We start from the raw sequence: 13,788 nt of genomic DNA, 5'->3' as shown, positions 1-13,788 counted from the left end.
ATCCTTTCTTTATTTCTTCATTGCTTCATCAACAGCATTGCGAACAAACTCAACCTTTGGTCCATACACGACATGGACGTGGTTTGCCGATGGAAAGAAGAATGCGGTACATCCTGATTCCAACATTAAATCTTTATCTATTTGGTTCACTTCTCCAACATCAATACGCATACGAGTAATACAGTTATCTACGTTACGAATATTTTGTTTTCCACCTAATGCTTGGATTAAAATTTCTGCGATTTCGCCATATCGTTTTTCTTTAATTAAGGTATTTTTCAGATTACTCGATTCTTCACGACCAGGAGTTTTAATATCAAATTTAATAATTGCCCAGTAGAAAATAAAGTAAGTGACGACGGCTAAACAGCTACCGATAATAACCAAGAAGATCCAGTTAGTGTGTTCGTACAGTAGACCAAAAATAGTAAAATCAAAGACGGTTCCACGAATATAACCGATACCGACCTCAGCGAATGAAAGCAACACCGCACCGATACCGACAATAATGGCGTAAATTAAGTACAGTAATGGCGCAATAAATACGAAGGTAAATTCGAGTGGCTCCGTGACGTTACCAAGCATGGCTGTTAATACCATGGTAACCAGCATGGATTTCACTTCTGCGCGGTTTTCTTTCTTCGATGTTTTGTAAATAGCAAGAGCAATTGCAGGGAATAGGAATAGTGTGACTAGCATTTGTTGCTGCGCCATAAAGCGAGTCAAACTTGGCATCATCGACCAATATTCACTATCTGGGCCTTGGTTAAATAGCACCTCAGTTAATGCAGGAACAACACCAACAAAGGTTTGTCCGTCAATAACATAAGTACCACCCGCCTCAGTAAATCTAAATAAAACGTTCCATACATGGTGTAAACCAAATGGAATAAATAAACGTTCACCACCCGCGGTAAAAAATGGCCCTACAGGACTTAAAAATACCGCAGAGAGTTTCATCAAACCTTGGACTAATACTTCCCAAATAAACGGTAATAACGCACCCACTCCAATCATTAAACCGATCATAATAATAGAAACGGATTTTTTACCAGAAAAGAAAGCAAATGCGGTTGGCAATTCAAGGTTATAGAACTTATCAGTCGCCCAAGCGGCAATCAAACCAGTAATAATCCCTCCTGCGGCACTGATATTTAAAGTTTGTATACCAAGAACTTTAATTTGCCCTACTTGCCCCATCATTGCAGGGTCTGCAAGCTTACCAGTAAGCACTAGCCAAATATTCATGGTGATGATCAGCGATAAGTAGCCGACAACCGATGCAAAGACGGCGATCCCCTTATCTCGATGGCTCATACCATAGGCCACCCCCATAGCAAACAGTAGGGGAATATTATCAAAAATAACACCCGCGATTGAACGAATGCTGACAAGTAATGCATTAACAGTTTCATTTCCGAGAAAAGGAAAACGTGCAATCATATAAGTTTGCACTAATGCACCACTGATACCCAATATCATACCAATAGGTGCTAAAACACCTATCGGAAGGAGTAATGTTCTCCCAAAGCGTTGAATAGATTCACCAAACTTTTTTCTGGCCATACTGTTTCCTTATGACTTCTATTATTAGAATTAAAGGCATACTAGCTTGGGGGGATTATAAAAGAAATGATGTCACGGTTTTAAAAGTTATCTTAGGTCATAACTAATGACCTAGGTCATATTAATAAAAACTATCTACCAAAGACAAGAATGAAAGACGAGTGAAGTTTTCTTAGAAAATAAAAAAGAAAATTTAAAGTAGATTTTCTAATTCATTGATAAGTAAATCAACTAAAATAAAAAAGCCAATTCTGGATTTTGTGTCATCTCTTTTAGTATCAAAGTTATCGGCAAAACAAAACAGAGTGTTATCAGTATAAGTAGTTAGTTCATTAGTATTAAAGGCGGTCATACTAATGATATTTGCCCCTTTTAATTGCACAATTTTTGCTGTTTCAATAATTTTTTTGGTTCCCCCTGATAGTGAGATAAAAATGACGGTGTCATCTTTGCTGACTAATCGAGTGAAAGAATCAGATAAATTGTAGTCATTAATGAAAAAACAGTGTAAACCTAACGCAAATAGTAAGTGTTCAAGATAATAGCCAACAGCCTTACTTGTCCCTCTGGCAACAATAAAAATATTTCTCGATTTATGTAGTATTTTAGCGCAATCGCTAATTTGCTCTTCGTTAATTAATGTAAAACTTTTATTAATATTTTTTTCAAGTTGTTTTTTATAAGACGAAGGTGTGATTTTTTCAGTTTTATTTTTTGTTAAAATATAATTATTAATCTGAAACTTAAGTTCTTTAAATCCACTAAACCCTAATTTTTGCGACAAATTAATAATAACTGTTTTAGAAACAAAGGTTTTAGCAACTAGTTCATTAATATTTAAGTAAGGGATATCTGTAATATTATCAGTCAGGTATTTTAAGACTTTTTTTTCGCTAATGGTTAAATTATCGTAATTTTTTAAGAAATCTAACATATCCCCTCCCCGATGAGCCTAGCTAGCTTTCAAGTGACTCTATTGTATAAGAATAAAGTAATAAACAAGTAAACAGCACTCAAGAGTGGCGCTGTTTACTGGACAAGAAATCACTTAAACTTAAGTTGTTTCACAGCCTCATCGATATCAATTTCATCTTCCGAAAATGTTAATGATGTCCCATGTAACGTACTAATTTCTAATTTTTTCAATGAACGCATTTGACCAGGTTTATCTGATTTTGGTTTGATACTATTCATTAATGCGCCAATTGATAACACGGTATTTTCTTTATCGATACGCGTATCTGCAGGTACTTCTACTGAATAAACACGATAGGATTTAATTGATGTAATCTTAATCCGTTCTCCTGCGATATAAATATATTTACTTTCAGGTATGACTTTGACCGCAAAAGCAGATAACCCTTTATTATTTGTCGTCGGTTCGAAAGTAACTGCGGCATTTTTTTTAATCAAATCTGGGTTGGCAACCTTAACCACATGAAAATAACGATTATCGCCATTCTCATCTTTGATAAATCCAAAACCTTTATCTTCGAACCATGTTGTGATCGTTCCATTCATTGCCATTACCGCCTAATTAATCTTTTATTGACTCAGTTTTTACAACACGCAGTATAGAGCACAATGCGTGTGCAGACTACGGCTTTGCTTTTAGTCTGAGTGATAAATTTACGTGATGCAAGTGACAGCGTTCGCCTGCCTACTAAAAATTGGTTATTATCAACCACCATTTTTTGCTGGAAAGGCTAATGACTGAAATCATCGACACCTTTATTGCCCCGCCCTGTCACGATGAGATAGAAATTATCTATCAGGATGAGCATCTAGTTCTTATTAATAAGCCAAGTGGCCTACTCAGCCTTTCTGGAAAAAACCCACAAAACTTAGACTCCGTCCATCACCGATTAGTACAAATATTCCCAGACTGTACTCTTGTTCACCGTCTCGATTTTGGCACATCTGGGTTAATGGTGGTTGCTCGCAATAAAGCCATCAATGCAGCTCTAAGCCAGCAATTTAGCCAACGCTCCGTCATTAAAATATACCAAGCTCTACTTTGTGGCCACTTAGCTAATGATGAGGGGGTCATTGATGCGGCAATAGCAAAAGACCCTGCACAGTTTCCCCGCATGTCGCTTTGCGAGGTGAATGGCAAACCAGCCCGCTCCCACTACCAAGTGATTGAGCGTCTGTATCACCCATTAGATAATGGCACATTGCTCCCAGTAACCCGAGTCCAATTAATACCTGAAACAGGGCGTACCCACCAGCTACGCATCCATTGCCAAAAATTAGGTTACCCTATATTAGGCTGCGACCTATATGGTGGGCGATTATTACAAGGGACTGAGCAGACTCCACGTTTACTTTTGCACGCTAGCGAATTGCATTTTGTTCACCCTGCGAGTCAGAAGAACGTTAAAATGTTTAGCGCCAGCCCGTTTTAACGCCAAAGATACGACTTAAAATTTGACGAGTATTACCACATCAGGTCGTCAGGGATCTTAAAGTCCGCATACGGGTCATCTTCATCCTGTTCTTCTTGGCTAAGTGCATTGTTGAGTACGATACTATCCGCATCTCTTTGCGTTATTTTATCCGCTACGCTTGCTGGAATAATCACATACTCGTTAACATCACTGTTATCAATCGTTAAACGTGCAATCGCCAGACGCCCACTGATCAGTTGCGTTTGTGTTATTTTGTCTACAACAACTTGCTTGATAACGTTGTTATCTGTGAAATTAAAACTAATATCTCCCTTTGAAATATCAACTTTATTCATTTCAATAAGTTGTTTAACTTGCGCTTTAAACTCTTTGGATTGCACCATTTGTTTATGCTGCTCACTCAATTGTTTGTCACGCTCAAGCTGTGCTTTTTTATTTTCTTCTACGGCTTCCCTTGCTTCACGCGCCTGAACACGTGATTTTTTAGCCGTTCTTTGCACTTTTGCCATTTTCTTACTAGTAACTAATCCTGCTTTTAGCATTTGCTCTTGTAAGGTGAGTTTCGCCATCTTCGCCTCTAAATCTATCGGATAATTATGTGATTATACCTGTAGCGACTGAGACCTGATAGGCTTTGAGCTTTATTGATAGAGAAATTATGTGATGTTATTTAAGAAAAGATGCTAGCGATGATAATTCAAAATTTGGTGTGTTTAACTTATTTTGTCTAATCCAAAATATGTTTATAAAAAAATCATCGATATATTGTGATTTTGTTATAAACACGATTTGCTCAGTAACCATAGAGAGCTGACGAGAAAAAAATGGAGGCTTTCATCCATATAAAAACCTCTCTATTTCAATAGCTACGGAGTGGACATAATAATGGTAGCGGCTGAACTAAACTGGCCTTCTATCAATTCATTTGGCGATAAATTAGGTTTTTTAACTAGCGTGAACATTAATGTATCTCTACCATGCCCATTTTCTATTTTTGAATCGAAATGCCCATTCATAGGGGAAACTCTTTGCCCTTGATGATAAACCTCAACACCTAATCCAGACATAATAGAACCTTGACTACCAATATCTCCTGTTCTAACAAGTAAAGCATCAGATGAGAAAGTCGAAGTTTCTCCGCTAATAATCATCTTTATTGGCGCCGTCAGGTTATTATCTTCACAACTATAAGTGATTTCTGCGTTACGTTGAAAACGGCTTGCACTTCCCACCGTTGAAATACCCGATGCATTTACTGTTTCAAAATCAACAATGATGATTTGGTTATCATTGATATCACACGTACCCGTTCCAACAACTACGTCATTACCTGCATAGAAATTCCATTTAAAATAAGCATGGTCAATATGCTGATTACTATTTACAAATGTCGCATATTTATGGAGATCTAATGTCATCAGCAAATCGCCTTTTCTTACCAAGACTGATGGCGTTGGTTTAACATTTACCTGCAAATATAATTTAATTTGTAAAGGTTCACTAGCTGTAGTTAAACGAAATACTTGAATTTCTTTACCACTAAATGGTGCTAAATAATAAGCGCCACGTACGACCACACCCGCTTTTAATTCTGGGTTATTCTTAAATGTTGGACCAAGGTCAGCACCAGTCACATTTAAATAATCAACATAAGCACTGGGGGCTTCATTACGGCAGGTCATAAAATCACTCACATCCGCAAATTCATTTATACGATTTGGTACAGCAAAAATATCATTATCGAGAGGAACATCATAAATACTTTGTGTTCCCCCGCCAACTTCCTGCCCTCCATTAGTTTTACACTGGAACGCAAAAATAGTTGGGGAAAATAATAAGGTTGCGAGAAGTAATATTAATATCTTCATTGTTACTGATACCTTAATCATAAATTAAACTAAAAATAGCGGTTGCAGTAAAATGGCCAAACGCAATACTTTTATTTTTTATTGCATCGGGTTCCCCTTGCACATTCGCATTAAAACTTAAAATATTTGTACCATTCTCTAAATTGTATGCAGGCGTCGTACTATTAATGGGAATTTTTTTACCGCTATATTCTAAGATTTCAATTCCGATGCCCGAAGCCATGCTGCCAGAATCTAATGCAAGAAGGCCTGGTAAATTGATATTTTCGTTTCCTGTAAACTTAACGGTCACCGTTCTAAAGATACTATTATCACAGTCATCTAAATGAATATTAAAATTTTCAATTGGCGTTTTTTGATTAATATAGAGGTACTTATTAACGATAGTACCAAAGTCCACAATGATATTTTCATCACCGGGCCTTACTGTACAAGCTTCAGCGACAAGCTGGCCTCGTATCTTAATTTCACCAATTTGACCATTTTTTGCATGACTCTGTAACGAAAAAAATAACAAACTTAATAGCATGGAGAGTATTATTTTTTTAAATTTATAAAAATTGAAATTTAAGTTATTCATATAAATACCTTCAATGCTATATCAGACAATCTATTAAGATTATTCATACGTTATTTGAAAAGAAATAACACTTCGATAAGCTCCAGCCTGTAACTTCTCTGCAATTCTTACGGGAGCTACATAATAAGTTAAAATATTTTGCCCCGTAGAAATAAGCTCAGGTTCACTATACTCACCAAAAGCAATTTCTTTTCCTTTAGGATTAGTTATCTGCAATCCAAGCCCATTCACACCTTCAACTCTCGCTATGTTCGGCCTAAAAGGGACAACTGGCGTGATAAACCTAATTTTCATACCTGGCTGAGAAATACTCCATGTAGCATTACCTGATTTATTGTTTCTCAGAACTGTTGGAGTTTCGATACAATCCAATAACTCGATGTTGATCGGTATCTTGTGGCCTTGGGCGCCAATTGTTTTTAATGATGCAGTTTCAATATTTCCTAAATCAACGGATTGAAATGCAGAATCCATCGATAAATGGCATGCACTCTCCGTTAATGAGCCATAAACGAAAATTTTACCATTTGCACCTTCAACATCCCAATTACCTGTTGTGTTATAAAAGGCATTATTTGATTCCGCATATATCACAGCTGAATTAAATATGAGAGACAATCCAAAGAGTAAGGAAAAGCTTTTTTGATTAATCATCATTTTCCTCTCTATTTATTTTCAGGAACAACCTGACATGTATTTGCGTGACATTTAAATTGAAGTTTCGGCCTACCGCCATAGTCATTTATATAGGTCAATACCGGGTTTGCCCCCACAGTAGAACTTGAAACCCCTAATTTTTCTTCACTAAATGGTGCAACCATAACCGCCTTAAAACTCTGATTTACTGGTGAATCTTTTCGCTCAGCAGCACCAATAATCGTGATATAAAAGGGGGTTGGGTTTTTAATGATATATTGGTCGCCTTGCTTAATAAGCTGTGTTTTTTCTTGCCAAGGATTATTCAGCATTTCTGTTTCGCTTAGCATGATACTTTTAGGGCGATAAAATAATTTAATTTTGCTTTGTAACGCTAATTGCAAAACATTCGGTTTATCACTTTTTGGCGGGATCTCCCTTAAATTAAAGTAATAAACACTTTCTCTATCCTGAGGTAACTGACTAATTTCAGGAAGCGCCTCAATACGGACTTGGCTTGATTTTTCGGGTTCAACTCTCTGCACCGGAGGTAATACAGCAAACGGTGAAGTAATTTTTACCCCTTGAATATTTTCAACCCACCCTTGGGCCAAATAAGGTAGCTGGTTATTTTTATTAGTAATAGTAATTGAAACGCTTTTTTGATCACCATTAAAAATAACTCGGGTTCTATCTAAAGCAATTGCCGAGAATGCGCTTCCGCTAACTAAACTGCTTAATAAAATAGTACTGATATATAAATTAGTTAATTTTTTCATAGCAATCACTCATTTACAGATTATTATCTGCTTCATTACGTTTATTTGATAATGGTTTACAAGGAATGAATAATCCTTGGTTAATTGTTTCTAAGTTTTCAGGAAAATTAATTTCACATTGTGCTTCCCCACCCCAATGAATAATCATGACTTCATTTGGGTTGATACCACTAACATAGGCATATCCATTATCAGTAACTATTCCCGTTTCTTTTCCTTTCAGATTCGTGATCTGGGCACCAAATGGCGGTGCAGAACCGTCAGACATACGCATTGAAAGCATCATCTTTTCACCAGACAGTACATTAAATTTGCGATAGCCAATCGCGCCTTCTGTTAATGTCGCTTGAACAATAGAATCCGTTACTTCGGCATTATTCGGTAATGCATTTAAATCGACTTTAACTTTACTACGGTAGTAGCTATTTAAGTCAGGGACAATCACTTTACCAAATGCATTTGATGCAATAGGGATCCCTCGGTCTGATACGGGAATTTTAGCCACACCATCAGTGTCGATCAGCAAACGAGTTCCGCCAATATTTGAAACTCGGTGAGCATCCGCACCATTTAAAGTCATGGTAAATCCGCCTTGTGCCCCTACCCCAAATGATGTGTAATTATTATGAATATAGCTGGCATTCGCAGTTAACTTAGTATTATCACCATAATGGGTAATATAGGTACTTGCGGTTCCACCTTTGTTGGTCGAACCTGCACTGACTTGATAATTGGTTCTATCTGACAATTTGTCATAATAGGTTGCTCGATTAACGGTATCATCCCGTGTTGCTTGCAATGAATAGCCAATATTTGCACCATTTCCCCAAGGCATTGAAGCTGAAATATACAGGCCATCATCATTTGTTTCGTTATATTTATTGCGATAGGCCGATAACGAAATATTAATATTCTTCAGGCTTCCCCAATCTAAGGTTTTTGTCACCATTAAATTGTAGCGATTACTTTCTGGCTTATCCCAATAGGTTTGGTGCGAGTAGTTTAAATAAGCTGTAATTCTCGATTCCCTAAAGTTTTTATTTAAAGAAATCACATACATTTCTTTATTACTACCTTGACGCTCACCTGAGTCTTTAGCCGTTAAAAAATCGGTTACAGTCATAAAACTGCGTTCTGAGAATCGGTAACCTGCGAACTGTACTTGGCTATCATAGTCATCAAAACGTTTTGAATAGTTTATTCGATAAGAATTACCTGTGAGTTTTTTATCATTAGGAATATTTGCAATAGAATGCGTAATATCGAAAGATAAGGCACCAAATGCCAATAAGTCACGACCGACACCCACGTTGAATGCATTATAGTCTTGACTATTTAATGAGCCTGCAAGCAATGACCAACCATTAGTGACACCCCACGACATTTCACCACTCGCAAATGTATCTCCATTAACATGATGATCCATATCCGTTGGGCGACCCATCGCTAATTTATATCGAATACTACCTGGTCGAGTTAAATAAGGGATATTGGCTGTTTCAACCTGATATTCTTGAACTGAACCATCCTGCTCTTCGATTCGAACATCCAGTTTTCCCGTCGTCGCATCACTTAAATTTTGGATACGGAAAGGACCCGCAGCGACTTGTTCTTGATAAATAATCCGCCCTTGTTGGCTAACAATCACCGTCGCATTTGTCGTCGCAACACCCGTTATTTCAGGTGCATACCCACGTAAATTAGGTGGTAACATTAAGATATCAGAGCGTAAGCCAACACCTGTAAATCGAAAACTATCGAATAAATCAGTGTTAAAATAGTCCTCGCCCAAGGTCAATTTCGCTTTAATGCTGGTTAACGCTTTATAGGCGTATAGTCGGCTCCATTGAAAGTCATGCTCATTTTTACTATCCGAGCCAGTTTCTCGTTGAGCACGCCCCTGCCAATCTCCCCTAAAGCGCCATGCACCAAGGTTCACACCTGCGACACCATTTGCTGTCACATTATAGTTGCTATTATTATCATGAGGCTTATTCGCTCTTGCGTTTATATTGTAGTCTAAAATAACCCCTGAAATTCCTTCATCCCACAGAGAAGGCGGATCCCAGTTAGCTGTTCTATATTCAAGGTAGGCTTGAGGTATACTCAGATACAACGTTGAGTCAGATAAATCCCCCCGTGCTTGAAAGCCGGGCAAACTGCGTAAATCAAGACACTCATTATTATGCCACCACGTAATTTGCTTCAACGAACTGGCTGTTAGTCCTAGCTGCTGGACTTGTTCTGGTGTGATACAAACGAGGCTATCTTCAGGGTCGTTTTCTGGCGCATAGAATGAAAACCGTTGCTCGGGTAAAGTTTCTTTATTTACTTGTACTTTGAGGGGATAAATACCAGGCATAATATAGCCTGCACGTGAGAATTGCTTAACATCAATGTTTTTTTTGTCTTCTAAATCAAATAATGCCGTATTAAATTGTATGGTATCGGCAGCATATAACTGAGCGGATAATGACCCAAATGTAATCATTATCGTTGTCGTTATTATATTTATTTTGTGTTGTTTAAAAAACATAAAAAACATCCCTAAAACACCAATATAATTTCTTAGAATTAATAATAATCGACCTTGAACCTTAATAAGGTTTGGTAATTACCCGCTTTAACAGGATGATAATTGGTGACTAATTGCATTTGATATTTAAGGATCATTGTCCCTGGCGTAATTCCTAATGCAGGTAATGGCTTTCCTGGTGTAATGGAATATCCCGATATATCATGCAATGCCAATTGCACTCCTTTTGCTTCACCCGAGAGTGTGAAAAAATCACCTTCTGATGGACCATCAAAAGTGACTTCGAGTGAATTCCATTCGTTATTATCTTTCGAATATTTTTCCCAACGACAATCAATGAGCTTAATATTGAATTCTTTTATGGGGCCTTTCCCAACTTCACGAATATAGCTTGTTGGAAGTACCCCCATATTAATGGTCTGATCCCTAGACCCAATATCTATTGCGCAGGCAGTATCGACTATTTCGCCATTCATCGTGACTTTACCCCACCCATGAGATGATGCAGCCATTTGTGGCGAAAGAAATAATGTTAGAAGAAATAGGGAAGATACTTTGCTTCGCAAATAGATAAATCCTTTCACTTTAACCTCTGACTTAATTTGGTGATTAATAGAGGAACACAAAGGTATTCCTCTTAAACTAATCAATTAGTTATAAGTTAAGGTAAAGTTAGTTACGCCTTCGAATTTACCTAATGGAATTTTATCAACCGCAACGTTTGCACCTTGTACATAAGCGCTATAACGTAATGTATTATCACCCGCTTGTAATTGATGTTCTTGAGCTGTTGCAACTCCCATATCTAACGCTGCGCCATTAGTATCCGTTAATTGAATACCCACGTTGCCAGCAATAGTTGGGTCTGTTGCATCTAAGCCTGTTACACCGAGTAATTTAGAATTGAAAGCAGCGCTAGAACCAGAGAATGTGATACTCACTTTATCGTTGTACACTTTATCATCTGCATCTTTCGGGAATACACAGTCTTCCAATTCAATATTGAATTGCTTCGCGCTAGAAGTACCGCCATTCGCTAAAACAGAGTTAGCGATTTGGCCTAACCATACTGTTTGGTCAATAGAATCTGAACTAATTGAGCAAGGTGCATCGATGATTTCACCTTTAAATGTGACTTTACCATGCCCTTGATCAGCGAGTGCTGGAGATGCAATAGCGGCAGAAACTAGTGCGGCTAAAAATACTTTTTTCATTTGAACCTCATTTATATATAACAACGTGATGATTACCCAACATGATGTAGGGCATAGTTAGAATTTATTATTTTTAAAATAACTATTTGCTGTATAAAGAATTTAAAATAATTTCTGTTTGTCGATTAAAAATATAATGGTAGTTATCCTTTTCATCGGATAAACATTCACTATTATGAATAAATGAATTAGCACTAGGATTTTTTTCATTTATTTTCAATGATACACTTTCAAAAAATGCACTCGGGCTAATTTCTAGATAAAATAAAATTGAAAATAGCATTCCACAGTTAATGCTACATATTCCTCTTTCATAACGAGATATTTGTTGTTGTGATATCTTTAATTTTTTAGCTAGATCACTACCACTAAGCCCTTTCTCTTTTCTAAGATGCGATAATTCCATGCCAATTTGTTCAGTTAGTATTTTCTGAAAGCTATCTATACTGGTCTTTAATTTATTACTTTTCATATCTCACCAATTAAAGCCTTGTGTAATGAGGCAAAACAATCAGAACCACTCATAAAGTGAACAATTTATTTTTTGAAATGCAAAAAAAACGCAACAAAATAAATCAAAATGTTGCGTTAAATGAGTTTTAGGTAAATTGTTTTATATATAAGAATCGTCAGAATTAAAATCTTTAATTTATACCTTAAACTAGAAAAGTCAGATGATTTAACTGGTGAGTTTTATTGCAAAAAAAATAATGAAAGATAACTTTTTGTTGTTAATGACAAATTTTTACATTAATTGATAATTACCTCTAAAATGCATTGCTGCAACAGAGTTTTATGCTATTTGATTTTAGTTAGTCTGATAATTATACTTATTAGGTAATTTGAACATTTTGATTTATTATGTTGCGTTACGAATTGATTTTTATAGATATTTTATTTTATCCGATTGATTGTTATTGATAATTAATTAATTTTTTTATTGTATATTAAATTAATGTGTTTTAAATCATCAATAAGATGTTTTTAACTCACAAAAACCAAAAATATGAACTTATCATCTAAATGATTTCACTTATATGGTGACCTTTCACAGAATAACTTTATTTGATAGTCAAAAATAGACTATTACTGTAAAAAAAATGATTGAAATATGATAATAATTAGTTAACTGAGAAAGCGAACCATCAATACTCGCAATTAGAGTAATTAAATTATGATGATTCAAAAAAAAAGAATAAATAAAATTATAAACTAATCTTATTTTTAAAGGCTGGAAAATAAATTACTTGAGTATGTTGTTTATGGCTTTAAAAATAATTACTACCCTTAATATGCATAAGAATACCTCAGTTTTATAAAATCAATTACCTAAATAACTGAGGTATTCTTGGTGTTTAGTTCATATTATTATGTTTAGTGCTAGCTTTATATTGACACAACTCATTAAATTACTTATTGATTCGACCAAATACCACTAAATCTTTTTTCATTACTAGCAGTATAAATTACAGTATGGGCGATATTTCGATGCCCTAAATAGTCTTGGATTAACCGAGTGTCCCTACCCAAATCAGCTAAAGCATAGCCGCATGCATGCCTTAGCATATGAGGATGAAGCTTTACAGGAAGCCCTGCTATTTTGCCATACTGCTCAAATAAGCGATAAATTTGATAACGAGAGATTTGGCTTCCCTTTTGTGAAATAAATAAACAATCTGACCCTGCTGTTTTCCAAGAATCTCTTTCAACTAACCATTTTTCAATCGCATTAAACTCTTCGGGAATTATAGGCTGTACGGTAGACAGCCCTCCTTTTAGTCTCCTAACAAATATCACTTTCTGCACCAAATCAATATCAGACATTGTGATATGAGTGAGCTCACTAACTCTTAATCCATGCAAAAAGCTCATTAATAACAAGCAATAGTCTCGATTAGGATAGCGACCTTGCTTTGTAGCATCCAATAAAGAATTAACTTCTGTACGTGTAATAAATTTACGTTTAGTCATTATGATCTCATCTATACCTCATTATATTTCGCTATATACCAACGATAAATCAACTAAAAATAATAATTTTTCAGAAAATTAAATATAATATGTCAGAAAGGTCAGTGATGATACCGAAATGCAACAACTTAATCATGATGTTACTAGGATACAAAAGACGAAATATGATGAATAGTTGAATGGAAATTGATTTATAAGGTAGTTATGTTGTTTTCATTCCATGAATG

Annotated in this window: 14 protein-coding genes; 1 reads left to right on the top strand and 13 read right to left on the bottom strand. The window is 35.9% G+C overall.

Translation table 11 applies throughout. From position 1 onward, the window contains the following. Nucleotides 1–9: 9 nt before the first annotated feature. From SJ312_RS11865 to SJ312_RS11855, 3 genes are all read right to left on the bottom strand, one after another. Nucleotides 10–1,566, bottom strand: a complete 1,557-nt coding sequence (locus SJ312_RS11865; protein ID WP_153673297.1) for a PTS transporter subunit EIIC — start codon at nucleotides 1,564–1,566, stop codon at nucleotides 10–12. 193 nt (nucleotides 1,567–1,759) lie between these two features. After that, on the bottom strand, nucleotides 1,760–2,500 hold the full coding sequence (locus tag SJ312_RS11860; RefSeq protein WP_094960882.1) for a MurR/RpiR family transcriptional regulator: 741 nt from the start codon (nucleotides 2,498–2,500) through the stop codon (nucleotides 1,760–1,762). A 110-nt stretch (nucleotides 2,501–2,610) separates the two neighbouring features. Then, on the bottom strand, nucleotides 2,611–3,093 hold the full coding sequence (locus SJ312_RS11855) for a cold-shock protein (protein ID WP_004263097.1): 483 nt from the start codon (nucleotides 3,091–3,093) through the stop codon (nucleotides 2,611–2,613). A gap of 182 nt (nucleotides 3,094–3,275) precedes the next feature. On the opposite strand from SJ312_RS11855, the gene SJ312_RS11850 reads away from it, so the two are divergent. Continuing rightward, the gene (locus SJ312_RS11850) at nucleotides 3,276–3,974 is read left to right on the top strand and encodes an RluA family pseudouridine synthase (RefSeq protein WP_272574803.1); all 699 of its coding nucleotides are present in this window, start codon (nucleotides 3,276–3,278) and stop codon (nucleotides 3,972–3,974) included. 32 nt (nucleotides 3,975–4,006) lie between these two features. On the opposite strand, the gene SJ312_RS11845 is transcribed toward SJ312_RS11850, so the two are convergent. The 10 genes from SJ312_RS11845 to SJ312_RS11800 form a co-directional block, all read right to left on the bottom strand. Then, nucleotides 4,007–4,546: a DUF2058 domain-containing protein gene (locus tag SJ312_RS11845; protein ID WP_096863489.1), complete on the bottom strand. Its 540-nt coding sequence runs from the start codon at nucleotides 4,544–4,546 to the stop codon at nucleotides 4,007–4,009. Between the two features lie 297 nt (nucleotides 4,547–4,843). Then, nucleotides 4,844–5,845, bottom strand: a complete 1,002-nt coding sequence (locus SJ312_RS11840) for a fimbrial protein (protein ID WP_228677335.1) — start codon at nucleotides 5,843–5,845, stop codon at nucleotides 4,844–4,846. A gap of 13 nt (nucleotides 5,846–5,858) precedes the next feature. Beyond that, nucleotides 5,859–6,425: a fimbrial protein gene (locus SJ312_RS11835; protein WP_094960885.1), complete on the bottom strand. Its 567-nt coding sequence runs from the start codon at nucleotides 6,423–6,425 to the stop codon at nucleotides 5,859–5,861. Between the two features lie 39 nt (nucleotides 6,426–6,464). After that, complete coding sequence (locus tag SJ312_RS11830; RefSeq protein WP_110592736.1) at nucleotides 6,465–7,082, bottom strand: fimbrial protein; 618 nt, start codon at nucleotides 7,080–7,082, stop codon at nucleotides 6,465–6,467. Nucleotides 7,083–7,090: 8 nt separating this feature from the next. Next, nucleotides 7,091–7,840, bottom strand: a complete 750-nt coding sequence (locus SJ312_RS11825) for a fimbria/pilus periplasmic chaperone (protein ID WP_110592737.1) — start codon at nucleotides 7,838–7,840, stop codon at nucleotides 7,091–7,093. Nucleotides 7,841–7,853: 13 nt separating this feature from the next. Beyond that, nucleotides 7,854–10,385 carry an outer membrane usher protein gene (locus tag SJ312_RS11820; protein WP_136134154.1) on the bottom strand — a complete coding sequence of 844 codons (2,532 nt, stop codon included), beginning with the start codon at nucleotides 10,383–10,385 and terminating at the stop codon, nucleotides 7,854–7,856. A gap of 29 nt (nucleotides 10,386–10,414) precedes the next feature. Continuing rightward, nucleotides 10,415–10,960 (bottom strand): fimbrial protein, encoded by a 546-nt coding sequence (locus SJ312_RS11815; RefSeq protein WP_232062925.1) that lies wholly within the window; start codon nucleotides 10,958–10,960, stop codon nucleotides 10,415–10,417. A 66-nt stretch (nucleotides 10,961–11,026) separates the two neighbouring features. Beyond that, nucleotides 11,027–11,590, bottom strand: a complete 564-nt coding sequence (locus SJ312_RS11810; protein WP_094960889.1) for a fimbrial protein — start codon at nucleotides 11,588–11,590, stop codon at nucleotides 11,027–11,029. 82 nt (nucleotides 11,591–11,672) lie between these two features. Next, on the bottom strand, nucleotides 11,673–12,062 hold the full coding sequence (locus SJ312_RS11805; RefSeq protein ID WP_004263121.1) for a helix-turn-helix domain-containing protein: 390 nt from the start codon (nucleotides 12,060–12,062) through the stop codon (nucleotides 11,673–11,675). 941 nt (nucleotides 12,063–13,003) lie between these two features. Then, the gene (locus SJ312_RS11800; protein WP_187710670.1) at nucleotides 13,004–13,561 is read right to left on the bottom strand and encodes a tyrosine-type DNA invertase; all 558 of its coding nucleotides are present in this window, start codon (nucleotides 13,559–13,561) and stop codon (nucleotides 13,004–13,006) included. Nucleotides 13,562–13,788 lie beyond the last annotated feature (227 nt).

Origin of the sequence: Providencia sp. CIM-Carb-044, assembly GCF_033901115.1 — a bacterium.
Taxonomy (GTDB): domain Bacteria; phylum Pseudomonadota; class Gammaproteobacteria; order Enterobacterales; family Enterobacteriaceae; genus Providencia; species Providencia hangzhouensis.
Note: the sequence above shows the minus strand (reverse complement) of the source record. Positions and strands in the feature narration are given on the sequence as shown.

What these genes read in the sequence shown, in the direction of transcription:
- SJ312_RS11850 (WP_272574803.1), top strand. Translation starts at nt 3,276, where the DNA reads ATGACTGAAATCATCGACACCTTTATTGCCCCGCCCTGTCACGATGAG.
- SJ312_RS11820 (WP_136134154.1), bottom strand. Translation starts at nt 10,385, where the DNA reads ATGTTTTTTATGTTTTTTAAACAACACAAAATAAATATAATAACGACA.
- SJ312_RS11830 (WP_110592736.1), bottom strand. Translation starts at nt 7,082, where the DNA reads ATGATGATTAATCAAAAAAGCTTTTCCTTACTCTTTGGATTGTCTCTC.
- SJ312_RS11840 (WP_228677335.1), bottom strand. Translation starts at nt 5,845, where the DNA reads ATGAAGATATTAATATTACTTCTCGCAACCTTATTATTTTCCCCAACT.
- SJ312_RS11800 (WP_187710670.1), bottom strand. Translation starts at nt 13,561, where the DNA reads ATGACTAAACGTAAATTTATTACACGTACAGAAGTTAATTCTTTATTG.
- SJ312_RS11825 (WP_110592737.1), bottom strand. Translation starts at nt 7,840, where the DNA reads ATGAAAAAATTAACTAATTTATATATCAGTACTATTTTATTAAGCAGT.
- SJ312_RS11805 (WP_004263121.1), bottom strand. Translation starts at nt 12,062, where the DNA reads ATGAAAAGTAATAAATTAAAGACCAGTATAGATAGCTTTCAGAAAATA.
- SJ312_RS11845 (WP_096863489.1), bottom strand. Translation starts at nt 4,546, where the DNA reads ATGGCGAAACTCACCTTACAAGAGCAAATGCTAAAAGCAGGATTAGTT.
- SJ312_RS11835 (WP_094960885.1), bottom strand. Translation starts at nt 6,425, where the DNA reads ATGAATAACTTAAATTTCAATTTTTATAAATTTAAAAAAATAATACTC.
- SJ312_RS11855 (WP_004263097.1), bottom strand. Translation starts at nt 3,093, where the DNA reads ATGGCAATGAATGGAACGATCACAACATGGTTCGAAGATAAAGGTTTT.
- SJ312_RS11860 (WP_094960882.1), bottom strand. Translation starts at nt 2,500, where the DNA reads ATGTTAGATTTCTTAAAAAATTACGATAATTTAACCATTAGCGAAAAA.
- SJ312_RS11810 (WP_094960889.1), bottom strand. Translation starts at nt 11,590, where the DNA reads ATGAAAAAAGTATTTTTAGCCGCACTAGTTTCTGCCGCTATTGCATCT.
- SJ312_RS11865 (WP_153673297.1), bottom strand. Translation starts at nt 1,566, where the DNA reads ATGGCCAGAAAAAAGTTTGGTGAATCTATTCAACGCTTTGGGAGAACA.